This is a genomic window from Robertmurraya korlensis NBRC 107688 (assembly GCF_001591645.1).
Classification (GTDB): domain Bacteria; phylum Bacillota; class Bacilli; order Bacillales; family Cytobacillaceae; genus Robertmurraya_A.
This window is the reverse complement of record NZ_BCVH01000022.1, coordinates 1-23,178: the sequence shown is the minus strand read 5'-3', so window position 1 is coordinate 23,178 and position 23,178 is coordinate 1. Positions and strand designations below refer to the sequence as shown.

Below are 23,178 nucleotides of genomic sequence, written 5' to 3'. Positions count from 1 at the left end.
AATAGAAGAAGAGGAGGGAAAAAATTATGGCGATTAAAAAGTATAAACCTACCTCTAACGGTCGTCGCGGTATGACAGTTTCTGATTTTGCTGAAATTACAACAAGCACACCAGAAAAGTCTCTACTTGCTCCTTTAAAAAGAAAAGGTGGACGCAACAACCAAGGTAAGTTAACAGTACGTCATCAAGGTGGCGGCCATAAGCGTCAATATCGTATTATCGATTTTAAGCGTAACAAAGATGGCATTCCAGGACGCGTTGCTACAATTGAGTACGATCCAAACCGTTCTGCAAACATCGCATTAATTAACTACGTAGATGGAGAAAAGCGTTATATCTTAGCTCCTAAGAACTTAGTAGTTGGAACAGAAATCATGTCAGGTCCTGAAGCGGATATTAAAGTAGGTAACGCATTACCACTTGCAAACATCCCAGTAGGTACAGTTATCCACAACATCGAGTTAAAACCTGGTAAGGGTGGACAATTAGTACGTTCTGCAGGTACTTCTGCACAGGTTCTTGGTAAAGAAGGTAAGTACGTACTTGTACGTCTAAACTCTGGAGAAGTTCGTATGATTCTTGCAACTTGTCGTGCAACTGTAGGTCAAGTTGGTAACGAACAACACGAACTAATCAACATCGGTAAAGCTGGACGTTCTCGCTGGTTAGGCAAGCGCCCAACAGTTCGTGGTTCTGTAATGAACCCTAACGATCACCCACACGGTGGTGGAGAAGGACGCTCACCAATCGGACGTAAGTCTCCAATGACTCCATGGGGCAAACCAACTCTTGGATTCAAGACACGTAAGAAAAAGAATAAATCTGATAAATTTATCGTTCGTCGTCGTAAAAAATAACGGGATTGTACTACGGTTCCAGCATAGAACCGTAGAGCAGTCACGAAGGGAGGTTCAGACATGGGTCGCAGCTTAAAAAAAGGACCTTTTGTTGATGAGCATTTAATCACAAAGATCGAAAAGTTAAATGAAACTGAAAGCAAGCAAGTTACTAAAACTTGGTCTCGCCGTTCTACGATCTTCCCGCAATTCATCGGACACACGATTGCTGTATATGATGGTCGTAAACATGTTCCTGTATATGTCACTGAAGACATGGTAGGTCATAAGCTTGGAGAATTCGCTCCAACTCGTACTTACAAAGGTCATGCAAGTGATGACAAGAAAACAAGACGTTAATGAGAGGAGGGCATTCTAATGCAAGCTAAAGCTGTATTAAGAACAGTACGTATTGCTCCTCGTAAAGCTCGTTTAGTCGTAGATTTAATTCGAGGTAAGCAAGTAGGAGAAGCAGTAGCGATTTTAAAGCACACACCAAAAACTGCTTCACCAGTTATTGAAAAATTATTGAATTCTGCTATTGCTAATGCAGAACATAACTATGAAATGGACGTTAACAGCTTAGTAGTAACTCAAGCATTCGTTGACGAAGGGCCAACTTTAAAACGTTTCCGTCCTCGTGCAATGGGTCGTGCAAGTGCTATTAACAAGCGTACTAGCCATATTACTATCGTATTAACAGAGAAGAAGGAGGGATAATAGTGGGTCAAAAAGTTAATCCAGTCGGCTTGCGAATTGGTATCATCCGTGATTGGGAATCCAAATGGTTCGCAGGAAAAGACTATGCTGATCTTTTACACGAAGACCTTAAAGTGCGTGAGTACATTACAAAGCGTCTAAGTGATGCTTCTGTATCTAAAGTAGAAATCGAGCGTGCAGCTAATCGTATTAACATCACTATCCACACTGCAAAGCCTGGTATGGTTATTGGTAAAGGTGGTACTGAGGTTGAAGCGCTTCGTAAAGCTCTTAACTCACTAACTGGCAAGCGTGTTCACATCAACATTCTTGAAATTAAAAAAGCAGACATGGACGCTAAGCTTGTAGCGGAAAATATTGCTCGTCAATTAGAAAACCGTGTATCTTTCCGTCGTGCTCAAAAACAAGTTATTCAACGTGCAATGCGCTCTGGCGCTAAAGGTATCAAAACAATGGTATCTGGTCGTTTAGGCGGTGCAGACATCGCTCGTTCGGAGTCTTACAGTGAAGGAACTGTTCCACTTCATACTCTTCGTGCTGACATCGATTACGCTACAGCAGAAGCAGATACAACTTACGGTAAGTTAGGTGTAAAAGTATGGATCTACCGTGGAGAGGTCCTTCCTACTAAGAAGAAATCTGAGGAAGGAGGCAAATAATATGTTAGTCCCAAAACGCGTTAAGTATCGCCGTCAACACCGTGGAAAAATGCGCGGAATGGCAAAGGGTGGTACTGAGGTAAACTTCGGTGAATTCGGCCTACAAGCAACTGAAGCTTCTTGGATCACAAATCGCCAAATTGAAGCTGCTCGTATCGCAATGACACGTTACATGAAACGTGGCGGTAAAGTTTGGATTAAAATATTCCCTCATAAGCCTTATACAGCTAAGCCTCTAGAAGTCCGAATGGGTTCTGGTAAAGGAGCTCCTGAAGGATGGGTAGCAGTTGTTAAGCCTGGGAAAGTAATGTTCGAAGTTGCTGGTGTATCTGAAGAGATCGCACGTGAAGCATTACGATTAGCAGCACACAAGCTTCCAGTAAAATGTAAGTTTGTAAAACGAGAAGAAATTGGTGGTGAATCAAATGAAAGCTAATGAAATTCGTGACCTTACCACTGCCGAATTAGAACAAAAAGTTAAATCATTAAAAGAAGAGCTTTTCAACCTTCGCTTTCAATTGGCGACTGGACAACTTGAAAATACAGCTCGCATTCGTGAAGTACGCAAAGCGATTGCTCGCATGAAAACTGTAGTTCGTGAAAGAGAAATCGGCGTTAACAATCGATAATTGAAGGAGGTTTGCGAAAGATGAGTGAACGCAACCAACGCAAAGTTTACACTGGACGCGTTGTTTCTGACAAAATGGATAAAACCGTTACTGTCTTAGTTGAAACATACAAAAAGCATCCACTATATGGTAAACGCGTTAAGTACTCTAAAAAGTTCAAGGCTCATGATGAGCAGAACGTTGCAAAAATCGGCGATGTTGTTCGTATTATGGAAACACGTCCACTTTCTGCTACGAAGCGCTTCCGCCTTGTTGAAGTAGTAGAAACAGCAGTTATTATTTAATTATGATCGGAAATAGCTACATCCCGAAGGGAGGTTACACACATGATTCAACAAGAAACACGTTTAAAAGTTGCTGACAATTCAGGTGCTCGTGAAGTACTTACAATTAAAGTTCTTGGTGGTTCAGGCCGCAAGACAGCTAATATTGGTGACATTATCGTTGTTACAGTGAAACAAGCAACACCAGGTGGCGTTGTTAAAAAGGGTGACGTTGTAAAAGCGGTAGTTGTTCGAACTAAAAGCGGCGTTCGTCGTGCAGATGGAACATACATTCGTTTCGATGAGAACGCTTGTGTAATTATCCGTGACGACAAGAGTCCACGCGGAACGCGTATCTTCGGACCTGTTGCTCGTGAACTTCGCGACAGCAACTTCATGAAGATCGTATCACTAGCTCCAGAAGTACTATAATCTTAAAATATATGCCTTTAAGGAGGTGCGAACAGATGCATGTGAAAAAAGGTGACAAAGTTATGGTCATCTCTGGTAAGGATAAAGGCAAAACAGGTGTTATTTTAGCTGCTTACCCAAAACAAAGCCGTGTGCTAGTTGAAGGTGTAAACATCGTAAAGAAGCACTCTAAGCCATCCCAAGTGAATCCACAAGGTGGAATCATTAACCGAGAGGCACCTATTCATGTATCAAACGTCATGCCTATCGATCCGAAGACTGGTACGCCAACTCGTGTAGGGTTCAAAGAGGTTGACGGTAAAAAAGTACGTGTTGCAAAAAAATCCGGTGAAGTACTAGATAAATAAGTCTAAAAGAAGGGAGGTACAAAAATGAACCGCCTAAAAGAAAAATATGTTAAAGAAATTACTCCTGCTCTTGTGAGCAAGTTTAACTATAAATCAATTATGCAAGTACCGAAGCTTGAAAAGATCGTTATCAACATGGGTGTTGGTGATGCAGTACAAAACGCGAAAGCACTTGATAACGCGGTAGAAGAACTAGCTGCTATCTCTGGTCAAAAGCCAGTTGTTACTCGTGCAAAGAAATCTATCGCTGGTTTCCGTCTACGTGAAGGTATGCCAATCGGTGCGAAGGTTACTCTTCGTGGAGAGCGTATGTACGAATTCTTCGACAAGTTGGTTTCTGTATCTCTTCCACGTGTACGTGACTTCCGCGGTATTTCTAAAAAGTCTTTCGACGGACGTGGAAACTACACATTAGGTGTAAAAGAACAGTTAATCTTCCCTGAAATTGATTACGATAAAGTAAGTAAAGTTCGTGGTATGGATATTGTTATCGTTACTACAGCTAATACTGATGAAGAAGCTCGTGAACTGTTAACTCAATTTGGAATGCCATTCCAAAAGTAATCGGTAAATAGAGGGAGGCGAAAACGTGGCTAAAAAGTCAATGATTGCGAAACAAAAACGCACGCCTAAATTCAAGGTTCAAGAATACACACGTTGCGAACGTTGCGGACGTCCACATTCTGTATACCGTAAATTTAAGCTTTGCCGTATTTGTTTCCGTGAATTAGCATACAAAGGGCAAATTCCTGGTGTGAAAAAAGCTAGCTGGTAAAACTAGAGTTTGGGAAGGAGGTAAAAAACAATGGTCATGACAGATCCAATTGCAGATTTGCTAACTCGCATCCGTAATGCGAATATGGTTCGTCACGAAAAATTAGAAGTTCCTGCTTCTAACACGAAGAAAGAAATCGCTGAAATCTTAAAGCGTGAAGGCTTCGTGCGTGATGTTGAATATATCGAGGACAACAAGCAAGGAATCATCCGTATTTTCTTAAAATATGGTTCGAATAACGAACGTGTTATTACTGGTCTTAAGCGTATCAGTAAGCCTGGTCTTCGTGTATATGCAAAAGCTACAGAGGTTCCACGCGTACTTAACGGTCTTGGAATCGCATTAGTATCTACTTCTCAAGGCGTTCTTACTGATAAAGAAGCTCGCGCAAAGCAAGTAGGCGGAGAAGTACTAGCATACGTTTGGTAATAGAGTTTCTTAAAGAATGGAGGTGCACTAAATGTCTCGCGTAGGTAAAAAACCAGTTGAAATTCCATCTGGCGTTACAGTAACAGTTGATGGAAACAACGTAACAGTAAAAGGTCCTAAAGGTGAACTTAGTCGTTCATTTAATCCAGATATTGAAATCAAGGTTGAGGAAAACGTAATTAACGTTTCTCGTCCATCTGATGCGAAGGAACACCGCGCATTGCACGGTACTACTCGCGCATTACTTTCAAACATGGTTGAAGGTGTATCTAAAGGGTTCGAAAGAACACTTGAATTAATCGGGGTTGGATACCGTGCTCAAAAGCAAGGTACAAAGCTTGTATTAAACGTTGGATACTCTCATCCAGTTGAAATCGAGCCTGAAACAGGAATCGAAGTCGAAGTACCTTCAAATACTCGTGTAATTGTAAAAGGTACAAACAAGGAGCGCGTTGGCGCACTTGCTGCTAACATTCGTGACGTTCGTCCTCCAGAGCCTTACAAAGGTAAAGGAATCCGTTATGAAGGCGAATTTGTTCGTCGTAAAGAAGGTAAAACAGGTAAGTAATGCCCTAAGGGGTAAACGAAAGGAGTGACCAAAATGATTACGAAGGCTGACAAAAATGCAACGCGTAAGAAAAGACACGCACGTGTGCGTTCAAAACTTAGCGGTACTGCAGCTCGTCCTCGTCTAAATGTGTTCCGTTCAAGCAAGCACATTTATGCACAACTAATTGACGATGTAAGTGGAGTAACTTTAGCGAGTGCTTCAACTTTAGATAAAGAAATCGGTCTTGAATCTACTGGTAACGTTGATGCAGCGGTTAAGGTCGGAGAATTAGTTGCAAAGCGTGCTGTAGAAAAAGGCGTTAAAGCTGTTGTTTTCGATCGTGGAGGATACTTATATCATGGACGCGTGAAAGCACTAGCAGATGCTGCTCGTGAAAACGGCTTAGAATTTTAATAGACAAAGGAGGGACACAAAAAGATGCGTCGTATTGATCCAAACAAACTTGAACTTGAAGAACGCGTAGTTACGGTTAACCGTGTTGCGAAAGTTGTTAAAGGTGGACGTCGTTTCCGTTTCTCTGCTCTAGTAGTAGTAGGTGACAAAAACGGCCACGTTGGCTTTGGTACTGGTAAAGCTCAAGAAGTACCAGATGCAATCCGTAAAGCAATTGAAGATGCTAAGAAAAACTTAATCGAGGTACCTATGGTTGGTACTACGATTCCACACCAAGTAATCGGACACTTCGGTGCTGGTGAAATCCTTCTAAAGCCTGCTTCTGAAGGTACTGGGGTTATCGCTGGTGGTCCAGTTCGTGCGGTACTTGAATTAGCTGGTGTAGCTGATATCTTATCTAAATCTTTAGGTACAAACACACCAATTAACATGGTTCGTGCAACTTTGGACGGTTTGAAACAATTAAAGCGTGCTGAAGACGTAGCTAAATTACGTGGTAAATCAGTAGAAGAACTGTTAGGTTAAGGGGGGAAACATAATGGCTAATAAATTAGAAATTACCCTTACTCGCAGTGTTATTGGACGTCCACAAGATCAAAAAGAGACTGTTAAAGCACTTGGTTTACGTAAAATGCACCAAACAGTTGAGCAACAAGACAATGCTGCAATCCGCGGTATGATCACTAAAGTTGCCCACCTTGTAACGGTAGTAGAGAAATAAAAAGATTTTTCTTTGAAATAAGGAGGTGCCAATATGAAACTTCATGAATTAAAACCTGCAGAAGGTTCTCGTCGTGAGCGAAAGCGTCTTGGACGCGGTATCGGTTCTGGGCAAGGTAAAACTGCTGGTAAAGGTCATAAAGGTCAAAATGCTCGTTCTGGTGGCGGTGTACGTCCTGGCTTCGAGGGTGGTCAAACACCTTTATTCCAACGTCTACCTAAGCGTGGATTTACCAACATTAACCGCAAGGAATACGCAATTGTAAACCTTGATGCTCTAAACCGTTTTGAAGACGGAACTGAAGTTACTCCAGAACTTCTTATTGAAACTGGTGTAGTTAGTAGTGAAAAAGCAGGAATCAAGATTCTTGCTAAAGGCAATGTTGAGAAAAAGCTTACTGTAAAAGCTCATAAATTCTCCTCTGCTGCAAAGGAAGCTATTGAAGCGGCCGGCGGTCAAACAGAGGTGATTTAATGTTTCAGACAATCTCCAATTTTATGCGCGTGGGTGATATAAGACGAAAAATCATATTCACCCTTTTAATGTTGATTGTATTTAGAATCGGGACATTTATTCCTGTTCCACATGTGAATACCGATATTTTAAAAGCACAAGATCAACTTAGTGTATTTGGAGTTTTGAATACATTTGGCGGTGGAGCACTTAGCAACTTCTCTATTCTTGCTATGGGAATCATGCCGTATATTACAGCATCAATTATCATTCAACTTTTACAGATGGATGTGGTGCCGAAATTCACGGAATGGTCTAAACAAGGTGATGTAGGTCGTCGTAAGCTTGCTCAATTTACCCGCTATTTTACGATCGTTCTTGGATTTATCCAAGCGTTCGGAATGTCGTATGGATTTAATAACCTTGCTGGTGGATTATTAATTGAAAAGCCTGGCATTGGAACTTATCTTTTAATTGCAACCGTGTTAACAGGCGGTACTGCGTTCCTTTTATGGTTAGGTGAACAAATCACTTCCAATGGGGTCGGAAATGGTATCTCGATTATCATCTTTGCTGGTATCGTTGCTAGCATTCCGAATATCGCAAACCAAATCTATGCACAGCAGTTTCAGGATGCCGGTGATCAGCTTTTCTTAAATATCGTAACAGTATTGTTGATTATATTAGCAGTAATTGCGATTATTGTTGGTACTATCTTTATTCAACAAGCTTTGCGTAAAATCCCAATTCAATATGCAAAGAAAATGACAGCTGGCTCTTCGCCTGCAGGACAATCCACTCACTTGCCTTTAAAGGTAAATGCTGCTGGTGTTATCCCTGTTATCTTTGCGGTTTCGTTTATTATTACTCCAAGAACGATTGCACAGTTCTTTGAGCAAAATAGCGTAACCATTTGGATTGAGCGAATTTTTGATTATACACATCCAGTAGGTATGGTGATATACTGTGCGCTTATTATCGCATTTACCTATTTCTATGCTTTCATTCAAGTGAATCCAGAACAAGTGGCTGAAAACTTGAAGAAGCAAGGTGGATATATTCCAGGAATTCGTCCAGGTAAGAACACTCAAGAATATTTAACGCGCGTATTATACCGCTTAACTTTCGTTGGTGCGCTGTTCTTATCAGCTATTGCCATTCTTCCAGTCTTTTTTGTGAAGTTTGCGGGTCTTCCGGAATCTGCTCAAATTGGTGGAACGAGCTTGCTTATCGTGATCGGGGTTGCCCTCGAAACAATGAAACAGCTTGAAGCTCAGCTTGTTAAGCGTCACTATAAAGGTTTTATAAAATAAATCGGATTTTGGGGACACCCGTTCCCAAACGCCGTTTTAGAGACTGAGGGGGAGCCAGAGTGAATTTAGTTTTGATGGGGCTACCAGGTGCGGGAAAAGGCACTCAAGCTGAAAAAATCGTTGAAAAATATTCTATCCCTCATATCTCGACAGGAGATATGTTCCGTGCTGCAATGAAGGAAGGAACAGAACTAGGTTTAAAAGCAAAATCTTTCATGGATCAAGGTGCACTTGTTCCGGATGAAGTAACAATTGGTATTGTTCGTGAAAGATTAAGTAAAGATGACTGTCAAAAGGGATTCTTACTTGATGGTTTTCCTAGAACTGTTGCTCAAGCAGAAGCGCTAGAGAATATGCTTACTGGATTAAATAAGAAAATTGATTACTGTTTAAATATTGATGTGGACCAAAGTATTCTGATGGAACGTTTAACTGGTCGTCGTATTTGTAAAGATTGTGGAGCTACTTATCACTTGGTTTTCAATCCTCCTGCAAAGGATGATACATGTGACCGTTGTGGTGGAGAGCTTTATCAACGTGCAGATGATAACGAAGAAACAGTTCATAACCGTTTAGAAGTTAATATTCAACAATCTGAACCTTTACTTCATTTTTATGAGACAAAAGGTTACTTGAAAAATATTAATGGTCAACAAGATATTAATGATGTTTTCAATGATATTGACAGCCTTCTTCGGGAGCTTGCGTAAATGATTATTTGCAAGACTCCGCGTGAGATTGAAATAATGCGTGAAGCTGGTCGCATCGTTGCACTTACGCACCAGGAGTTAAAAAAGCATATCGTTCCCGGTATAACCACAATGGAATTGGATAAAATCGCTGAAGCTTTTATAAGAAAGCATGATGCAATTCCTTCCTTTAAAGGTTATAACGGCTTTACAGGCAGCATTTGTGCTTCTGTTAATGAAGAATTAGTGCATGGGATTCCTGGAAACCGTATGTTAAACAACGGTGATATTATCAGTATTGATATCGGTGCTGAGTATAATGGCTATCATGGTGATTCAGCTTGGACTTATGCTGTTGGTTCCATTGATGAGGAGACACAGCGTCTTTTAGATGTTACGGAGGAATCCTTATACAAGGGACTCAATGAGGCTAAGCCAGGTGACCGCCTGTCGAACATCTCCCACGCGATTCAAGCTTATGTGGAAGCAAACGGGTTTTCAGTTGTACGCGAGTATGTAGGCCATGGAATAGGGCAAGACTTACATGAGGATCCTCAAATTCCCCATTATGGTCCACCTAATAAGGGCCCACGTTTAAAACCTGGAATGGTACTAGCGGTTGAGCCAATGGTGAATGCAGGAAGTCGTTATGTTAAGACATTAGCTGACGATTGGACCGTTGTAACAGTAGATGGGAGTATGTGTGCACACTTTGAGCATACAATTGCTATCACTGAAACGGGCTTTGAAGTTCTTACAAAAGCTTAACTTGTTAAGACTAAAGGAACTGTCAAGTGTTTAGTAATATTTTAATTATTAAAATTGGGCAAATCCTATTTAATATGCTATAATTATAAGGTTGCTAGAAAATTGTAGTGTATTGACCGGTCGTGTTGCATTGGAAAGCTACGATTTCTTTCAGTAAGTATTTAATGGATCATGTAACTGATGAGTAGAAGGGAGACTAGTTCTATGGCGAAAGATGATGTAATTGAAATTGAAGGTACGGTTCTTGAAACTTTGCCTAACGCTATGTTTAAGGTAGAATTAGAAAATGGTCATACAGTACTAGCTCATGTTTCCGGAAAAATTCGTATGCACTTCATCCGAATTTTACCTGGTGACAAAGTAACTGTTGAGCTATCCCCATATGACTTAACACGCGGAAGAATTACTTACCGCTTTAAATAATCTGTTGCACTCCGTAATATCAAGGAGGTTAGGATAATGAAAGTGAGACCATCTGTTAAGCCGATCTGCGAAAAGTGTAAAGTTATCCGTAGACGCGGCAAAGTTATGGTTATTTGTGAAAACCCTAAGCATAAACAAAAACAAGGCTAAAAAAGAGGGAGGTGCTCTAGTAAATGGCACGTATTGCAGGTGTTGATATTCCACGTGAAAAGCGTGTAGTAATCTCATTAACTTACATCTATGGTATTGGTAAAAATACTGCACAAAAAGTATTATCAGAGGCTGGCGTTTCTGAAGAAACTCGTGTGCGTGATCTAACAGAAGACGAACTTAACAAGATTCGTGATATCGTTGATAAATTAAAAGTTGAAGGTGACCTTCGTCGTGAAATTTCATTAAACATCAAGCGTTTAATGGAAATCGGTTCATACCGTGGTCTTCGTCATCGTCGTGGCTTACCAGTTCGCGGTCAAAACACGAAGAACAATGCACGTACTCGTAAAGGTCCACGTAAGACTGTAGCTAACAAGAAGAAATAATCGGTAAAGGAGGTACTTTAAATGGCTCGTAAAACTAATACTCGTAAGCGTCGTGTAAAAAAGAATATTGAACAAGGGATTGCTCATATCCGTTCTACATTTAATAACACGATCGTAACAATCACTGATGTTCATGGAAATGCTCTTTCATGGTCAAGCGCAGGTTCTTTAGGATTCAAAGGTTCTCGTAAATCTACTCCTTTTGCAGCGCAAATGGCAGCTGAAACAGCAGCTAAAACATCTATGGAACATGGAATGAAAACTTTAGAAGTAACAGTTAAAGGACCTGGTGCAGGACGTGAAGCTGCTATCCGTGCTCTTCAAGCTGCAGGTCTAGAGGTTACTGCTATTAGAGACGTTACTCCAGTTCCTCATAATGGATGTCGTCCACCAAAACGTCGTCGTGTATAATTTTTCTGTATAGAAAAAAAATCCCTGTCTATAATGGGATATGATAAGAACTTTATACGTTTATACAGGATCATTTTTCCAGTTGTTGTGCACAAGCGGGAACGTATACAGGGGGAATTTCGGTTAAACAAAAACTAACCGAGGTTTCGACGTTTTGAAGGAGGGTATATTTGATGATCGAAATAGAAAAACCAAAAATCGAAACGGTTGAGATCAGCGATGATGCCAAGTACGGGAAGTTCGTCGTAGAACCACTAGAACGTGGATATGGTACTACTTTGGGTAACTCCTTACGTCGTATCCTATTGTCGTCACTCCCAGGTGCGGCGGTCACATCGATTCAGGTCGATGGGGTGCTTCATGAATTCTCAACAATTGAAGGCGTCGTAGAAGATGTTACTTCTATTATTTTAAATATTAAGAAACTGGCACTGAAAATCTACTCTGATGAAGAGAAGACGCTTGAAATTGATGTGCAAGGTGAGGGAGTAGTGACTGCGGCTGACGTAACTCATGACAGTGATGTCGAGATATTAAACCCGGATCTACACATTGCGACCCTTGGTTCGAACGGCAATCTTCGCATGCGCTTAACTGCTAAGCGTGGAAGAGGGTATACACCTGCTGATCAGAACAAGAGAGAGGATCAACCAATCGGTGTTATTCCAATCGACTCCATCTACACTCCAGTTTCACGTGTTGTCTACCAAGTAGAGAACACTCGTGTCGGTCAAATGACGAACTATGATAAGTTAACTTTCGATGTATGGACTGATGGAAGCACTGGTCCTCAAGATGCTGTTGCACTTGGAGCGAAAATCTTAACTGAGCATTTAAACATCTTCGTTGGTTTAACTGATGAAGCACAAAATGCTGAGATCATGGTTGAAAAAGAAGAAGATCAAAAAGAAAAAGTACTTGAGATGACGATTGAAGAATTGGATCTTTCCGTTCGTTCATATAACTGCTTAAAGCGTGCTGGCATCAACACTGTTCAAGAGCTTGCTAACAAGACTGAAGAGGATATGATGAAGGTACGTAACTTAGGGCGTAAGTCTCTTGAGGAAGTAAAGCATAAACTTGAAGAGCTTGGATTAGGATTACGTAAAGACGATTGATCTTATGGTCAATGACCTTACTGTACCAAGTCTTAAGCAACTAGAGATAAATGACTTCAACAAAGGAGGGAAACTTTCATGGGATACAGAAAGTTAGGCCGCACTAGCGCTCAACGTAAAGCTATGTTACGTGATTTAACAACAGACTTAATCATTAATGAGCGTATTGAAACAACTGAAGCTCGTGCTAAAGAACTTCGTTCAGTAGTTGAGAAAATGATTACTCTTGGTAAGCGTGGAGACCTTCATGCTCGTCGTCAAGCATCTGCTTACGTACGTCACGAAGTAGCTAATGCTGAAACAAACCAAGATGCTGTTCAAAAATTATTCAGTGACATCGCTGGTCGTTACGAAGAACGTCAAGGTGGTTACACTAGAATCATGAAGCTTGGACCACGTCGTGGAGACGGAGCTCCAATGGTTATTATCGAATTAGTTTAATAGCTAGTACAGACAACAAGGGTGAAGGACAGTTTACACAGGAACTTGTTCTCTGCCCTTTTGCTGTAAAAGATGTTAACTACTAAAGCATTAAGCCCAACGAGTGTTACGATGAGGGTGTAGTTATATGTTTTCACTTCTCGTCTAGCTCATGCGCCTCACTCTTATTTGGAAGGAAGAGGAGGCGCAGGCTTTATTTAGAAAAAGAGCATTGGAATAAGAAGTCAATGAGACATTCATTCATTTATGCCATTATACATATTATTTTATATTTTACGGTGAATGGTCCGTGTCTTCACTTTCAAAGCTCGCCAAGATTGGCGAGTTTTCTTTATAATTATGAGTTTTTTCTATAGATAAGAATTGGTAGCCTGAGGGGAGATGAGTATGATGATAGCACCCATAGTTGAGATTGAAAATGTCTCATTTAAATATGATCTTCAAGAGGAGTACGCATTAAATGATGTCTCCCTTAACATAAATAAAGGTGAGTGGCTTGCGATTGTAGGTCATAATGGTTCGGGTAAATCAACCCTTGCGAAACTGTTAAATGGGCTTCAGTTTGCTGAAAAAGGAACGATTACCATTGGTGGAATCAAGTTGTCTGAAGAAACCGTTTGGGATACGAGGAAATTCGTCGGAATGGTGTTTCAAAACCCGGATAATCAATTCGTTGGTACTACTGTCCAGGATGATGTAGCATTTGGCTTGGAGAATCATGGAATCCCTCGTGAAGAAATGATTAATCGTGTACAGGAAGCATTAGAACAAGTGAAAATGAGTTCTTTTATATTACAAGAGCCTCATCATCTGTCAGGTGGACAAAAGCAGAGAGTTGCTATAGCATCTGTATTGGCTTTAAAACCATCTATTATTGTGTTAGATGAGGCAACTTCTATGCTTGACCCAAAAGGACGAGAGCAGGTACTAGAAACGATACGGGAGCTTAAGAAAGATAATGATTTAACAGTTGTGTCTATTACACATGATTTGGAGGAAGCCGCCAAGGCTGACCGCATGATTGTTATGAATAGGGGACAGGTGTATAAAGAGGGAACGCCTAATGAGATTTTTCATTTGGATGAGGAATTAATCTCCCTAGGATTAGATATTCCTTTTTCTATAAAGTTAAGCAAGAGGTTTAAAGAATTGGGCCTCACCTTAGATAAACATTTTCTATCTGAAGAAGAGTTGGTGAAACAATTATGGACATCTCACTACAAGAAGTAGAATACAAATATCAAGCGAATACACCCTTTGAACGCCTTGCTTTAGTAGATGTCTCTATTGAAATAAAAGCAGGAACTTTTTTAGCAATCATTGGGCATACTGGTTCTGGAAAATCCACGGTTATTCAGCATTTAAATGCATTATTAAAACCGACGAATGGCAAGGTTGTCATTGGCGACCGAGTAATAACAAGTGATAAAAAACAAAAACATCTAAAAGAAGTTAGAAAAAAGGTCGGAATCGTTTTTCAGTTCCCAGAGCATCAGTTGTTTGAGGAAACTGTTGAAAAGGACATATGCTTTGGACCTATGAATTTCGGTGTGTCTGAGGCAGAAGCAAAAGAACGAGCGAAGATTGCGATACGTCAAGTAGGCTTACAGGAGGCAATACTTCAGAAGTCACCCTTTGATTTATCAGGTGGACAGATGAGAAGGGTTGCCATTGCCGGAGTACTTGCGATGCAACCGGATGTAATTGTCCTAGATGAGCCAACTGCAGGATTAGACCCACGTGGAAGAAAAGAAATCATGGATATGTTTTATTCGTTGCATAAAGAACGAAATCTTTCTACGATTCTTGTTACTCATAGTATGGAGGATGCAGCCCTATATGCTGACCAAATTGCAATTATGCACCAAGGACGTGTCTTTAGAAAAGGAAATCCAATAGAGATTTTTAGTGAACCAGATGAACTATTTCATTTAGGACTTGATGTACCAGAGGTTGTTCGATTTCAAAGGATGTTTGAAGCAGAATTTGGCCAATCATTGGGGAAAACCTGTTTAACGATTAACGAGTTATCTGAAACAATTATGAAGCACTTGCAGGGAGGGTCTAAATAGATGGATAAAATGATATTTGGTCGTTATATTCCTGCAGACTCTGTGTTACATCGTATGGATCCTCGTTCAAAACTTGTTCTGATCTTTTTATTTGTTTGTGTAGTTTTTTTAGCAAATAATTCTCTAACATATGGCACTTTGCTTGTTTATACCATAATAATGCTTTCTTTATCAAAGATATCAATACGGTTTATTATGTCTGGCTTGAAGCCGGTATTATGGTTAGTCGTCTTTACATTATTTCTCCATCTTTTTTTAACTAAGGAAGGGACTCTTTTATTCCAGTTGGGGTGGATAGAGGTATATGAAGAAGGGGTAAAGCAAGGTCTTTTTATCTCATTACGATTCTTTTTATTGATTCTTATGACTTCTCTCCTAACATTAACAACGACACCTATTGAAATAACAGATGGACTTGAGGAGCTTCTTGGACCATTAAAGAAAGTAAAATTTCCGGTTCATGAGTTAGCGTTAATGATGTCGATATCTTTACGTTTCATTCCTACTCTTATGCAAGAAACGGACAAGATTATGAAGGCACAGTCTGCTCGTGGAGTAGACTTTACTGGAGGACCTGTAAAGGACCGTGTAAAGGCTATTATTCCATTGCTTATTCCTTTGTTTATTTCTTCTTTTAAACGGGCAGAGGAGCTTGCCATTGCGATGGAGGCAAGGGGGTACCGTGGTGGCGAGGGAAGAACAAAGTACCGACAATTGAACTGGGGTATTAGAGATACTTCGATGCTCCTTGCATTAGGCCTAGTTACCGCTTTACTTGCGATTTTACGAGCATAGAGGTGTGGTTCTCATGAAGAGATATAAGTGTGAAGTATCTTACGACGGTACGGCTTTTCACGGCTATCAGGTACAGCCTAATAAGCGTACGGTTCAATCAGAGCTTGAGGCAGCCCTTTCTAAGCTCCATAAAGGCAAAGAAGTAAAGGTGACTGCTTCTGGGCGTACAGATGCAGGCGTACATGCGAGGGGGCAGGTGATTCATTTCGATTCGGATCTAAACATTCCCTTAGCTAAGTGGCAGCTAGCGCTGAATGCAACCTTATCGAGTGAGATTGTCATCTTGTCGATTGAGGAAGTCGATAAAGAGTTTCATGCACGCTTTCACGCAACTGGTAAAGAATATCGGTATTTTATTGATAATCAGAAAATACGCGATCCGTTTCATAGAAATTATTCGTATCATTTCCCTTATCAATTGAACCTAGAGGCTATGAAAGAGGCATGTGTTCATTTTATTGGTGAATACGATTTTACTAGCTTTTGTTCAGCAAAAACAGAAGTAGTGGACCGAGTAAGAACAATATATGATCTAGATATATCTTCTGAAGGTGAACAGCTGGTACTTCGCTTTCGAGGAAATGGTTTTCTGTATAATATGGTTCGTATCATTGTTGGGACCCTTTTACAGGTAGGAACCGGTGCTATAATGGCTGACTCGATCCCTGGTATCCTAGAGAAGCGAGACCGAACATTTGCTGGAAAAACAGCTCCCCCACAAGGGTTATACCTTTGGGAAGTATTTTATAAGTAATGATGATTAATAGAAGAATTGATTAAAAAATTTCTATGACAACTAATCCTGGTGTAACATTTCCTTGACATCAGGGCTAATGCAGTATATGATATCAGATGTATGTATTTTAATCCCATGATAAGCCCCGTTAACTTATTATGTCGAGATATACGTAAACCATGACAGAACACATGTCGGAACACGTGTGGGAAGCATGCTAGAACAAAATTTTATGAATGAAAATTTAGGAGGGAATCTTCAATGCGTACAACGTTTATGGCTAATTCAAACAATATTGAACGTAAATGGTACGTGATTGATGCAGAAGGCAAAACTCTTGGACGTCTTGCTTCAGAAGTTGCATCAATTCTACGTGGAAAACATAAACCAACTTTCACACCACATGTTGATACTGGTGATAACGTAATTCTAATCAATGCTTCAAAGATCGAGTTAACTGGTAAGAAATTAACTGACAAGATCTACTACCGCCACACAATGCACCCAGGTGGTTTAAAAACTAGAACGGCTCTTGAAATGCGTACAAACTACGCTGAAAGAATGTTAGAGCTTGCTATCAAAGGCATGCTTCCTAAAAATTCTTTAGGTCGTCAAATGTTCAGAAAGTTACACGTATACGCTGGTAGCGAGCATCCGCACCAAGCACAACAACCTGAAGTTTACGAACTTCGTGGATAATTAAAGGGAGGGTATTATATTGGCACAGGTTCAATACATTGGTACTGGTCGTCGTAAAAGCTCCGTTGCACGTGTTCGTCTAGTTCCAGGCAGCGGTAAAATCACAATCAACGATCGTGACATCACTGATTACATTCCATTCGAAGCACTACGTGAAGTAGTAAAGCAACCATTAAACGCAACAGAAACTCTAGGTAGCTATGATATTCTTGTTAACGTTAATGGTGGAGGTTACACTGGTCAAGCTGGCGCAATCCGCCACGGTATCGCTCGTGCGTTACTAAATGTTGACCCAGAATACCGTCCAACACTTAAGCGTGCTGGATTATTAACTCGTGACGCTCGTATGAAAGAACGTAAGAAATACGGTCTTAAAGGCGCTCGTCGTGCACCTCAGTTCTCAAAGCGTTAATTTTACGCTTATCAAAGACTCTCAACCGTGGTTGGGGGTCTTTTATTTTTGTAAAAGTAAAAACACCTCCTCTCTATTGTATGAGTGATTACTCTACAAAATGAACGGGTAAAAGGATCTTTACTACCGTTCCTTCGCCTTCTTTACTAGTTATCTCCATTGAACCTGCATGTGACTCAATAATTTTAAAGCTGGTCATCATTCCTAACCCTGTTCCTTTTTGCTTGGTCGTATAAAAGGGAATGCCGATATTATCTAGTAAATCTTCCGGGATGCCGCAGCCCTGGTCTTGAATTATTATAATGACCTCATCGTTATTTGTTTTGTCTATGAACACATGTATATTTCCGCCAGATGGCATCGATTCAATCGCGTTTTTTATTAAGTTAATCAGTACCTGTTTTAACTGGTGGCCCACACAGTATACAAGGGGAATCTCTTCAGAATGGACCTTAATGTTTACTTTATTCATAAGTGCTTGTGAACTAAGTAGTGTGTTTACATCATGGAAAATCTCTTTCAGGTTCTCATAATGGAAATGATGAACTTGTGGTTTGGCTACCATTAATAGCTCACCAGTAATCTGTTCAATGCGTGCAATTTCGTCAGCCATTATCTCGTAATAGCATATTTCTTTGCTTGGGGCAGATGACCTCATAATTTGTAGGAATCCCTTGAGAGCAGTAAGAGGGTTACGTATTTCGTGTGCGATGGAAGCTGAGAGTTGTCCAATGGCCGAAAGCTTCTCAGACTTAATAAGTTGTTGTTCTGTCGCCTTATGGTCAGTAATATCCTTTGCGATGCCATATACACCAACCACTTCTTTATCAACTATAATTGGGATGTTTGTAACACTCACATGAATAACTCGCCCATCTTTATGTAATGCTTTTGTTTCATAATGTTGAGTGTAACCAGCTGCTGCTAATTCATAATGGTTTCTTGTCCTTTGTAACTCTGCTTCTTCAACAAGGGGGAGATAGGATATTTGAAGGAATTCTGCTTCTGTATATCCTAGCAGCTGTTCCATAGCTGAATTGACGCTAAGGTAGTTACCTTGTAAATCAAATGAAAAGACTGCATCAGGATTTTGTTCAAAGAGTGATTTATAATGTTGTTGCTGTTCAGAAACAGCTTTCTTTTTGATTGTAACATCTAAAAAGTAAACGGAGAGACCATTTGCAGATGGATAGGCTCTCACATCAAACCAGGTATCTAGGGGAGGGAAAAATGAATCAAATTGAACGGATACTTGTTCAGTTACTGCTTTTGTGTATTGTTCATAAAACGGTAAGTCGACTGCCTCAGGGAATTCACTCCATATATTCTTGCCAAAAAGATCTTCTCGATTACGAAATAATAACTGGGACGCCTTGGAGTTTATATAAGTGAAATTCCAGTTAGTATCAACCGAAAAGAAACCGTCAGTAATTCTATCCAATATCTCGAGCGTATCAATTTCAAGTTGGTTCATACTAGTACCTGCCTAACTTCATTTTTTTCTACATGGTAATCAATTCTAGATTTTGTATCATATTCCTGCCTCGCATTTGTTTCATGTATTTTAAATCATTGTAAATAGGTAGTTAAGATGTAGGAAAATTAATCAAAAAAATTGGAAGGTGAATTCACTGCCAATTTTGTATGTCTCGCTTTTCGTCGTTAAAGAATAACCGAAAGGGGTGACAATGCAGTGAATGTAATTACAACCTTTAAAGAAAAAAAACGTGAAAAGCAGTTGAAATATGAAAAGTCAGTCTTAAGAGAAATCTCGCTTAAAGTGTTAAAGGAACGAGTAAAACAATATTTTGGCTCCTCCCGTATGACAGCCAATTTACTTACGCAATCAGGGATTGAAGAGGCATGTTATGATGTTGCGATTGAAGCGTATCTTCTAGGTGCGCATTTTAGTAAATTCGGGTTTTATGGAGAGTCCGTTGAGACTATTAAGGAAAGATGTCATAAAGAAGAAAAGCATCTAATCGATACACTGTATAATTTTCTCCTTTATTGGGGAAAGGGTACAGAAGGTATATATAGTGAGTCCTTATTTTACCTATGCGAACAATATGTAGAAAGCTGGTGGCATGAAGGCTTTCGTAACGGAGAAAGAAGGCATAAATTAAGGCTTCACTAACTCTAGGTTCTATTATCCCATCTTGTCCCATATATTAAATTGAATATCGGACGGATGGGAAGGACTGACGCATAGAAATGAGCAAAAGAGTAAAAATTATTGCTTTTACTGCTGGATTAGTTATTTTATTTTTCATTCTTCAGTACGATTATTTTAAAGCCAAAGAATCATGGAGTTCTTGGAGTCTTCCGCTATCAGGCCAGATCATTTTACTTGACCCCGGTCACGGTGGACCTGATGGCGGAGCGGGAACAAAGGATGCACTAGAGAAGGACATAGCTCTTAGTATTTCGAAAAAATTGAGAGACTATCTTCAAGAGCAGGGTGCCCTTGTCATTATGACAAGAGAGGAAGATACCGACTTAGCAGCAGATGGAACAAAAGGATATAGCAGGAGGAAAGTAGAGGATTTAAAAAAGCGTTTAGCCATGATTAATGAATCTGAAGCAAACTTTTTTATTAGTCTCCATTTAAATGCGATTCCTTCACAAAAGTGGAGTGGTGCACAAACATTTTATGGACCGCAGTTAAAGGAAAATGCTAAGGCTGCAAAGTTCATCCAAGATGAGTTCAAAATTAATCTTGAAAATACCGATCGGAAGGCAAAATCGTTAAGTTCTGTCTATATTTTAAAAAATGCAAAGAAACCAGGGGTATTAGTAGAGGTTGGTTTTTTATCTAATCCAACGGAAAAGGAATTGTTAAAGACAGAGGAGTATCAAGATAAGGTAGCAGCTTCTATCTATAAAGGGATGCTACGCTATTACTCGAACGAAAATGAAATAGTTGAAATGGAGTAAGAAGGTGAAAGAAAGGCACCTTCTTTTTCTTATATAGGGGTGTGATGCAGTTAACTGTAAATTCAGGGGATTATGTTATAATAGGAACTGCAAACGAATTCAAAAAGGCGGTGTAAAAGTTGTTAACAGAAGCAAAAGTCATTGAACTTCTACAGAGTATCGAAGAGCCATTTTTACATAAGACATTAGAAGAACTAAATGCCATTGAAGAAGTAAAAATAAAAGAAGAGAAAAAACATGTAAGTGTTAAAATAGGGATTACTAAAACAGGTACAGCTGAGCAGTTGCAGTTACAGATGAAAGTGGTTAACTTATTAAAAGAAGCGGGTGCTGAGTCAGTGGGAATTCGTTTTTTTGAATTGCCACACGAGACGATTGAGAAGTTCCGTTCTACGGGTGAGGAAGGATCACAAGGTCTTTTATCGCCAGGAAGTAAGACAACCTTTATCGCTATTGCTAGTGGAAAAGGTGGGGTAGGTAAATCAACGGTGTCTGTTAACCTTGCTGTATCTTTAGCGAGATTAGGGAAAAGAGTGGGGCTTGTTGATGCCGATATTTATGGATTCAGTGTACCTGATATGATGGGGATCACGAAACGTCCGGCTGTACGTGGGGAAAAAATCATTCCAGTCGAACGCTTTGGTGTAAAAGTCATCTCAATGGGATTTTTTGTTGAAGATAATTCTCCGATCATTTGGAGAGGTCCGATGCTTGGGAAAATGCTAAACAGCTTCTTTAATGAAGTAGAGTGGGGAGATTTAGATTATTTACTACTAGACTTACCACCTGGGACAGGTGACGTAGCTCTAGATGTACACAGTATGCTTCCTACTTGTAAAGAGGTTATTGTCACTACACCACATCCAACTGCCGCATTTGTGGCAGCGAGAGCGGGTGCCATGGCCCTTAAAACGGATCATGAGATTTTAGGTGTTATTGAAAATATGTCTTACTTTGAAAGTAAGCTTACAGGGGAAAAGGAATATGTATTTGGCCAGGGTGGAGGAGAAAAACTCGCAGAAGAGCTTCAAACGAAAGTGCTTGGAAAATTACCTCTTGGTCAACCTGACTGGAATGAAGAGGACTTTGCTCCGTCTGTTTATCACGAAGATCATAAATTAGGACAAATATACAAAGAAATTGCTGGTACTATTATTGAGTCACTGAATTAATAAGAAAAACCTCTCCGTTTGGAGGGGTTTTCTTATTTGCGGGCGCTTCCGCTTTTCTATGCACCTGTTCCTTCTTCTTTTGCTTCTTCCTTGCTACCGCTTTGCTCGGCTACTTCTTCAACAGCTTTTAAAATGCTCTCTTGTATCTTTGCCTTAAATAATGGACTTTCGAATGTTTCTGTTATAACTGCTTGAACGTGTTTTCTGTATTCATTACTTTTTAAAATGGTCGTCACTTCTTTTTCTAGTTCGGGATCTTTTAGTACTCCAATCATCATTGCTCTATATTCTGGGTCTTTCATTAAGTCCTTTAAAAGTGCTTCGTTCTGTGTCTCCATACTCTTTGCAACACTCTCAGCAAACTTTGGATCTTCAAAGGATTTTATCCAGAATTCTGTCCCTTTATCAGATGTAAGTGCTTTTTCAACTGTATCTGAAACAACTGCTTGATCCATGATTAATGTTTCTTTCATTTTGTCGTCCTTCATCACTTCTTGTATGGCTTTCTTTCCATCATCTGTTTTTAAAATATCTACAACCATTTTCTTTGTTGCTTCGTAATCCATTTGGCTGCTTGGGTCCGCTTCAGCACAACCAGTAAGAAGTAACCCGCTTAGTAAAAGAGGGAGCACGAAAGACTTATTAAGCATGATTAACGCTCCTTTCGAAGAGTAACTATAGTATATGATGAAGATAAATGACAAAAATTATACGTTTCCTACGCGAACCTAGATTTTTCATAATTTGGTTGGTACAATCAATAAGGAATGAATACATAAATGGGGGAAATTACGTGAATAGCCGGAACTTGGTGAGGTTGTTTTTCTCGACGCTTATACTCGGGGGAATGACAACAGGAATCGTTGGCTTTGTTGTTCGATGGAATGAATTTGAGCCATTTTTTTCAGATTTTCAGATCGTTGAAATATTATCTATACTAGCTTGGTTAGTTGGAGTAGGACTGATATTTAGTCTAATAAGCCAAATGGGCTTCTTTGCCTATTTAACGGTTCATCGTTTTGGATTAGGTATTTTTAAATCTGTGAAGCTTTGGAATAGTGTCCAGGTTATACTCATTATCTTTGTCCTTTTTGATTTAGTTTATTTACGATTTAATGCATTTTCGGAAAAAGGGGATAGTCTTGTTCCGTATTTGGGACTAGCTTCTTTTATCGCTATTTGTGGGGTAATAGCCGCCTATTACAAAGCTAGACAAACAAATAAAGAAGCATTTATACCTGCCCTCTTTTTTATGATTGTTGTTACTGTCTTAGAATGGGTGCCTATTCTTCGGGTGAATGAAGAGAGTTGGTTATACTTAATGATTATTCCTTTGCTAATTTGTAATTCTTATCAATTATTAGCTTTACCTAAATTCATAGCAAATAGTGAAAAGAGTAAAAAAGCCGTCTGAAATAAGACGGC

Annotated in this window: 38 protein-coding genes; 36 read left to right on the top strand and 2 right to left on the bottom strand. The window is 39.8% G+C overall.

Annotated elements, in window-relative coordinates; genetic code table 11:
- Nucleotides 1-26 precede the first annotated feature (26 nt).
- From rplB to rpsI, 32 genes are all read left to right on the top strand, one after another.
- Nucleotides 27-857, top strand: coding sequence for a 50S ribosomal protein L2 (gene rplB / locus BKO01S_RS19935; protein ID WP_066058560.1), 831 nt, complete (start codon nt 27-29; stop codon nt 855-857).
- A 60-nt stretch (nt 858-917) separates the two neighbouring features.
- Entirely contained in the window at nt 918-1,196 is a 279-nt protein-coding gene (gene rpsS / locus BKO01S_RS19930) for a 30S ribosomal protein S19 (RefSeq protein ID WP_066058557.1), read from the top strand.
- A gap of 18 nt (nt 1,197-1,214) precedes the next feature.
- On the top strand, nt 1,215-1,556 hold the full coding sequence (gene rplV / locus BKO01S_RS19925) for a 50S ribosomal protein L22 (protein ID WP_066058554.1): 342 nt from the start codon (nt 1,215-1,217) through the stop codon (nt 1,554-1,556).
- 2 nt (nt 1,557-1,558) lie between these two features.
- Nucleotides 1,559-2,215 carry a 30S ribosomal protein S3 gene (gene rpsC, locus BKO01S_RS19920; RefSeq protein ID WP_066058552.1) on the top strand — a complete coding sequence of 219 codons (657 nt, stop codon included), beginning with the start codon at nt 1,559-1,561 and terminating at the stop codon, nt 2,213-2,215.
- A gap of 1 nt (nt 2,216) precedes the next feature.
- Nucleotides 2,217-2,651: a 50S ribosomal protein L16 gene (gene rplP / locus BKO01S_RS19915; RefSeq protein WP_066058549.1), complete on the top strand. Its 435-nt coding sequence runs from the start codon at nt 2,217-2,219 to the stop codon at nt 2,649-2,651.
- On the top strand, nt 2,641-2,844 hold the full coding sequence (rpmC, locus tag BKO01S_RS19910) for a 50S ribosomal protein L29 (RefSeq protein ID WP_066058546.1): 204 nt from the start codon (nt 2,641-2,643) through the stop codon (nt 2,842-2,844). The genes rplP and rpmC overlap by 11 nt, the downstream gene beginning before the upstream one ends.
- A 20-nt stretch (nt 2,845-2,864) precedes the next feature.
- Nucleotides 2,865-3,128, top strand: coding sequence for a 30S ribosomal protein S17 (rpsQ, locus tag BKO01S_RS19905; protein ID WP_066058542.1), 264 nt, complete (start codon nt 2,865-2,867; stop codon nt 3,126-3,128).
- Between the two features lie 42 nt (nt 3,129-3,170).
- On the top strand, nt 3,171-3,539 hold the full coding sequence (gene rplN / locus BKO01S_RS19900; protein ID WP_066058539.1) for a 50S ribosomal protein L14: 369 nt from the start codon (nt 3,171-3,173) through the stop codon (nt 3,537-3,539).
- A 35-nt stretch (nt 3,540-3,574) separates the two neighbouring features.
- Nucleotides 3,575-3,886, top strand: a complete 312-nt coding sequence (rplX, locus tag BKO01S_RS19895) for a 50S ribosomal protein L24 (protein ID WP_066058536.1) — start codon at nt 3,575-3,577, stop codon at nt 3,884-3,886.
- Nucleotides 3,887-3,910: 24 nt separating this feature from the next.
- On the top strand, nt 3,911-4,450 hold the full coding sequence (rplE, locus tag BKO01S_RS19890; RefSeq protein ID WP_066058530.1) for a 50S ribosomal protein L5: 540 nt from the start codon (nt 3,911-3,913) through the stop codon (nt 4,448-4,450).
- A 25-nt stretch (nt 4,451-4,475) separates the two neighbouring features.
- Nucleotides 4,476-4,661: a 30S ribosomal protein S14 gene (gene rpsN / locus BKO01S_RS19885; RefSeq protein WP_001085700.1), complete on the top strand. Its 186-nt coding sequence runs from the start codon at nt 4,476-4,478 to the stop codon at nt 4,659-4,661.
- A gap of 30 nt (nt 4,662-4,691) precedes the next feature.
- Nucleotides 4,692-5,090 carry a 30S ribosomal protein S8 gene (rpsH, locus tag BKO01S_RS19880; RefSeq protein WP_066058527.1) on the top strand — a complete coding sequence of 133 codons (399 nt, stop codon included), beginning with the start codon at nt 4,692-4,694 and terminating at the stop codon, nt 5,088-5,090.
- Between the two features lie 31 nt (nt 5,091-5,121).
- Nucleotides 5,122-5,658, top strand: coding sequence for a 50S ribosomal protein L6 (rplF, locus tag BKO01S_RS19875; protein ID WP_066058524.1), 537 nt, complete (start codon nt 5,122-5,124; stop codon nt 5,656-5,658).
- Between the two features lie 33 nt (nt 5,659-5,691).
- Nucleotides 5,692-6,054 carry a 50S ribosomal protein L18 gene (gene rplR / locus BKO01S_RS19870; protein WP_066058521.1) on the top strand — a complete coding sequence of 121 codons (363 nt, stop codon included), beginning with the start codon at nt 5,692-5,694 and terminating at the stop codon, nt 6,052-6,054.
- 24 nt (nt 6,055-6,078) lie between these two features.
- Nucleotides 6,079-6,579, top strand: coding sequence for a 30S ribosomal protein S5 (rpsE, locus tag BKO01S_RS19865; protein WP_066058517.1), 501 nt, complete (start codon nt 6,079-6,081; stop codon nt 6,577-6,579).
- A 13-nt stretch (nt 6,580-6,592) separates the two neighbouring features.
- Nucleotides 6,593-6,775, top strand: a complete 183-nt coding sequence (gene rpmD / locus BKO01S_RS19860) for a 50S ribosomal protein L30 (protein ID WP_066058514.1) — start codon at nt 6,593-6,595, stop codon at nt 6,773-6,775.
- Between the two features lie 33 nt (nt 6,776-6,808).
- Nucleotides 6,809-7,249: a 50S ribosomal protein L15 gene (rplO, locus tag BKO01S_RS19855; protein ID WP_066058511.1), complete on the top strand. Its 441-nt coding sequence runs from the start codon at nt 6,809-6,811 to the stop codon at nt 7,247-7,249.
- The gene (secY, locus tag BKO01S_RS19850; RefSeq protein ID WP_066058508.1) at nt 7,249-8,541 is read left to right on the top strand and encodes a preprotein translocase subunit SecY; all 1,293 of its coding nucleotides are present in this window, start codon (nt 7,249-7,251) and stop codon (nt 8,539-8,541) included. Before rplO ends, secY begins: the two co-directional genes overlap by 1 nt.
- 59 nt (nt 8,542-8,600) lie before the next feature.
- The gene (locus BKO01S_RS19845) at nt 8,601-9,251 is read left to right on the top strand and encodes an adenylate kinase (RefSeq protein ID WP_066058507.1); all 651 of its coding nucleotides are present in this window, start codon (nt 8,601-8,603) and stop codon (nt 9,249-9,251) included.
- The gene (gene map / locus BKO01S_RS19840; RefSeq protein WP_066058504.1) at nt 9,252-9,998 is read left to right on the top strand and encodes a type I methionyl aminopeptidase; all 747 of its coding nucleotides are present in this window, start codon (nt 9,252-9,254) and stop codon (nt 9,996-9,998) included.
- 204 nt (nt 9,999-10,202) lie between these two features.
- Entirely contained in the window at nt 10,203-10,421 is a 219-nt protein-coding gene (infA, locus tag BKO01S_RS19835; RefSeq protein ID WP_019157108.1) for a translation initiation factor IF-1, read from the top strand.
- 36 nt (nt 10,422-10,457) lie between these two features.
- A complete protein-coding gene (rpmJ, locus tag BKO01S_RS19830; RefSeq protein WP_000868344.1) occupies nt 10,458-10,571 on the top strand; it encodes a 50S ribosomal protein L36 in 114 nt (37 codons plus the stop codon).
- 23 nt (nt 10,572-10,594) lie between these two features.
- Nucleotides 10,595-10,960 carry a 30S ribosomal protein S13 gene (rpsM, locus tag BKO01S_RS19825; protein ID WP_066058502.1) on the top strand — a complete coding sequence of 122 codons (366 nt, stop codon included), beginning with the start codon at nt 10,595-10,597 and terminating at the stop codon, nt 10,958-10,960.
- 21 nt (nt 10,961-10,981) lie between these two features.
- Nucleotides 10,982-11,371, top strand: a complete 390-nt coding sequence (gene rpsK / locus BKO01S_RS19820; RefSeq protein ID WP_066058500.1) for a 30S ribosomal protein S11 — start codon at nt 10,982-10,984, stop codon at nt 11,369-11,371.
- A gap of 173 nt (nt 11,372-11,544) precedes the next feature.
- Nucleotides 11,545-12,489 carry a DNA-directed RNA polymerase subunit alpha gene (locus tag BKO01S_RS19815; protein ID WP_066058497.1) on the top strand — a complete coding sequence of 315 codons (945 nt, stop codon included), beginning with the start codon at nt 11,545-11,547 and terminating at the stop codon, nt 12,487-12,489.
- Between the two features lie 78 nt (nt 12,490-12,567).
- Entirely contained in the window at nt 12,568-12,930 is a 363-nt protein-coding gene (gene rplQ / locus BKO01S_RS19810) for a 50S ribosomal protein L17 (protein WP_066058495.1), read from the top strand.
- 390 nt (nt 12,931-13,320) lie between these two features.
- Nucleotides 13,321-14,160 (top strand): energy-coupling factor ABC transporter ATP-binding protein, encoded by an 840-nt coding sequence (locus BKO01S_RS19805; protein ID WP_066058669.1) that lies wholly within the window; start codon nt 13,321-13,323, stop codon nt 14,158-14,160.
- A complete protein-coding gene (locus tag BKO01S_RS19800; protein ID WP_066058492.1) occupies nt 14,136-15,002 on the top strand; it encodes an energy-coupling factor ABC transporter ATP-binding protein in 867 nt (288 codons plus the stop codon). Before BKO01S_RS19805 ends, BKO01S_RS19800 begins: the two co-directional genes overlap by 25 nt.
- Nucleotides 15,003-15,797: an energy-coupling factor transporter transmembrane component T family protein gene (locus BKO01S_RS19795; protein ID WP_066058489.1), complete on the top strand. Its 795-nt coding sequence runs from the start codon at nt 15,003-15,005 to the stop codon at nt 15,795-15,797.
- A 13-nt stretch (nt 15,798-15,810) separates the two neighbouring features.
- Nucleotides 15,811-16,551 (top strand): tRNA pseudouridine(38-40) synthase TruA, encoded by a 741-nt coding sequence (gene truA, locus BKO01S_RS19790; protein WP_066058486.1) that lies wholly within the window; start codon nt 15,811-15,813, stop codon nt 16,549-16,551.
- A 243-nt stretch (nt 16,552-16,794) separates the two neighbouring features.
- Nucleotides 16,795-17,232: a 50S ribosomal protein L13 gene (gene rplM, locus BKO01S_RS19785; protein WP_066058483.1), complete on the top strand. Its 438-nt coding sequence runs from the start codon at nt 16,795-16,797 to the stop codon at nt 17,230-17,232.
- A 19-nt stretch (nt 17,233-17,251) separates the two neighbouring features.
- A complete protein-coding gene (gene rpsI, locus BKO01S_RS19780; protein WP_066058480.1) occupies nt 17,252-17,644 on the top strand; it encodes a 30S ribosomal protein S9 in 393 nt (130 codons plus the stop codon).
- An 88-nt stretch (nt 17,645-17,732) separates the two neighbouring features.
- Here the strand turns inward: rpsI and BKO01S_RS19775 are convergent, their stop codons facing one another.
- On the bottom strand, nt 17,733-19,118 hold the full coding sequence (locus BKO01S_RS19775) for a PAS domain S-box protein (protein ID WP_066058477.1): 1,386 nt from the start codon (nt 19,116-19,118) through the stop codon (nt 17,733-17,735).
- 219 nt (nt 19,119-19,337) lie between these two features.
- Here BKO01S_RS19775 and BKO01S_RS19770 point away from each other — a divergent pair, with 219 nt between their 5' ends.
- The 3 genes from BKO01S_RS19770 (at nt 19,338) to salA (ending at nt 21,753) form a co-directional block, all read left to right on the top strand.
- The gene (locus BKO01S_RS19770; RefSeq protein ID WP_066058474.1) at nt 19,338-19,781 is read left to right on the top strand and encodes a YbaK family protein; all 444 of its coding nucleotides are present in this window, start codon (nt 19,338-19,340) and stop codon (nt 19,779-19,781) included.
- A gap of 77 nt (nt 19,782-19,858) precedes the next feature.
- The gene (gene cwlD, locus BKO01S_RS19765) at nt 19,859-20,581 is read left to right on the top strand and encodes an N-acetylmuramoyl-L-alanine amidase CwlD (RefSeq protein WP_066058471.1); all 723 of its coding nucleotides are present in this window, start codon (nt 19,859-19,861) and stop codon (nt 20,579-20,581) included.
- A gap of 119 nt (nt 20,582-20,700) precedes the next feature.
- Nucleotides 20,701-21,753: an iron-sulfur carrier protein/transcriptional regulator SalA gene (gene salA, locus BKO01S_RS19760; protein ID WP_066058468.1), complete on the top strand. Its 1,053-nt coding sequence runs from the start codon at nt 20,701-20,703 to the stop codon at nt 21,751-21,753.
- Between the two features lie 56 nt (nt 21,754-21,809).
- On the opposite strand, the gene gerD is transcribed toward salA, so the two are convergent.
- Nucleotides 21,810-22,403 carry a spore germination lipoprotein GerD gene (gerD, locus tag BKO01S_RS19755; protein ID WP_066058465.1) on the bottom strand — a complete coding sequence of 198 codons (594 nt, stop codon included), beginning with the start codon at nt 22,401-22,403 and terminating at the stop codon, nt 21,810-21,812.
- Between the two features lie 143 nt (nt 22,404-22,546).
- Here gerD and BKO01S_RS19750 point away from each other — a divergent pair, with 143 nt between their 5' ends.
- Nucleotides 22,547-23,167, top strand: a complete 621-nt coding sequence (locus tag BKO01S_RS19750; RefSeq protein ID WP_066058462.1) for a KinB-signaling pathway activation protein — start codon at nt 22,547-22,549, stop codon at nt 23,165-23,167.
- The last annotated feature ends 11 nt before the right edge of the window (nt 23,168-23,178 follow it).

What these genes read in the sequence shown, in the direction of transcription:
- rplB (WP_066058560.1), top strand. Translation starts at nt 27, where the DNA reads ATGGCGATTAAAAAGTATAAACCTACCTCTAACGGTCGTCGCGGTATG.
- rpsS (WP_066058557.1), top strand. Translation starts at nt 918, where the DNA reads ATGGGTCGCAGCTTAAAAAAAGGACCTTTTGTTGATGAGCATTTAATC.
- rplV (WP_066058554.1), top strand. Translation starts at nt 1,215, where the DNA reads ATGCAAGCTAAAGCTGTATTAAGAACAGTACGTATTGCTCCTCGTAAA.
- rplP (WP_066058549.1), top strand. Translation starts at nt 2,217, where the DNA reads ATGTTAGTCCCAAAACGCGTTAAGTATCGCCGTCAACACCGTGGAAAA.
- rpmC (WP_066058546.1), top strand. Translation starts at nt 2,641, where the DNA reads ATGAAAGCTAATGAAATTCGTGACCTTACCACTGCCGAATTAGAACAA.
- rpsQ (WP_066058542.1), top strand. Translation starts at nt 2,865, where the DNA reads ATGAGTGAACGCAACCAACGCAAAGTTTACACTGGACGCGTTGTTTCT.
- rplN (WP_066058539.1), top strand. Translation starts at nt 3,171, where the DNA reads ATGATTCAACAAGAAACACGTTTAAAAGTTGCTGACAATTCAGGTGCT.
- rplX (WP_066058536.1), top strand. Translation starts at nt 3,575, where the DNA reads ATGCATGTGAAAAAAGGTGACAAAGTTATGGTCATCTCTGGTAAGGAT.
- rplE (WP_066058530.1), top strand. Translation starts at nt 3,911, where the DNA reads ATGAACCGCCTAAAAGAAAAATATGTTAAAGAAATTACTCCTGCTCTT.
- rpsH (WP_066058527.1), top strand. Translation starts at nt 4,692, where the DNA reads ATGGTCATGACAGATCCAATTGCAGATTTGCTAACTCGCATCCGTAAT.
- rplF (WP_066058524.1), top strand. Translation starts at nt 5,122, where the DNA reads ATGTCTCGCGTAGGTAAAAAACCAGTTGAAATTCCATCTGGCGTTACA.
- rplR (WP_066058521.1), top strand. Translation starts at nt 5,692, where the DNA reads ATGATTACGAAGGCTGACAAAAATGCAACGCGTAAGAAAAGACACGCA.
- rpsE (WP_066058517.1), top strand. Translation starts at nt 6,079, where the DNA reads ATGCGTCGTATTGATCCAAACAAACTTGAACTTGAAGAACGCGTAGTT.
- rpmD (WP_066058514.1), top strand. Translation starts at nt 6,593, where the DNA reads ATGGCTAATAAATTAGAAATTACCCTTACTCGCAGTGTTATTGGACGT.
- rplO (WP_066058511.1), top strand. Translation starts at nt 6,809, where the DNA reads ATGAAACTTCATGAATTAAAACCTGCAGAAGGTTCTCGTCGTGAGCGA.
- secY (WP_066058508.1), top strand. Translation starts at nt 7,249, where the DNA reads ATGTTTCAGACAATCTCCAATTTTATGCGCGTGGGTGATATAAGACGA.
- map (WP_066058504.1), top strand. Translation starts at nt 9,252, where the DNA reads ATGATTATTTGCAAGACTCCGCGTGAGATTGAAATAATGCGTGAAGCT.
- infA (WP_019157108.1), top strand. Translation starts at nt 10,203, where the DNA reads ATGGCGAAAGATGATGTAATTGAAATTGAAGGTACGGTTCTTGAAACT.
- rpmJ (WP_000868344.1), top strand. Translation starts at nt 10,458, where the DNA reads ATGAAAGTGAGACCATCTGTTAAGCCGATCTGCGAAAAGTGTAAAGTT.
- rpsM (WP_066058502.1), top strand. Translation starts at nt 10,595, where the DNA reads ATGGCACGTATTGCAGGTGTTGATATTCCACGTGAAAAGCGTGTAGTA.
- rpsK (WP_066058500.1), top strand. Translation starts at nt 10,982, where the DNA reads ATGGCTCGTAAAACTAATACTCGTAAGCGTCGTGTAAAAAAGAATATT.
- BKO01S_RS19815 (WP_066058497.1), top strand. Translation starts at nt 11,545, where the DNA reads ATGATCGAAATAGAAAAACCAAAAATCGAAACGGTTGAGATCAGCGAT.
- rplQ (WP_066058495.1), top strand. Translation starts at nt 12,568, where the DNA reads ATGGGATACAGAAAGTTAGGCCGCACTAGCGCTCAACGTAAAGCTATG.
- BKO01S_RS19805 (WP_066058669.1), top strand. Translation starts at nt 13,321, where the DNA reads ATGATAGCACCCATAGTTGAGATTGAAAATGTCTCATTTAAATATGAT.
- BKO01S_RS19800 (WP_066058492.1), top strand. Translation starts at nt 14,136, where the DNA reads ATGGACATCTCACTACAAGAAGTAGAATACAAATATCAAGCGAATACA.
- BKO01S_RS19795 (WP_066058489.1), top strand. Translation starts at nt 15,003, where the DNA reads ATGGATAAAATGATATTTGGTCGTTATATTCCTGCAGACTCTGTGTTA.
- truA (WP_066058486.1), top strand. Translation starts at nt 15,811, where the DNA reads ATGAAGAGATATAAGTGTGAAGTATCTTACGACGGTACGGCTTTTCAC.
- rplM (WP_066058483.1), top strand. Translation starts at nt 16,795, where the DNA reads ATGCGTACAACGTTTATGGCTAATTCAAACAATATTGAACGTAAATGG.
- BKO01S_RS19775 (WP_066058477.1), bottom strand. Translation starts at nt 19,118, where the DNA reads ATGAACCAACTTGAAATTGATACGCTCGAGATATTGGATAGAATTACT.
- cwlD (WP_066058471.1), top strand. Translation starts at nt 19,859, where the DNA reads ATGAGCAAAAGAGTAAAAATTATTGCTTTTACTGCTGGATTAGTTATT.
- gerD (WP_066058465.1), bottom strand. Translation starts at nt 22,403, where the DNA reads ATGCTTAATAAGTCTTTCGTGCTCCCTCTTTTACTAAGCGGGTTACTT.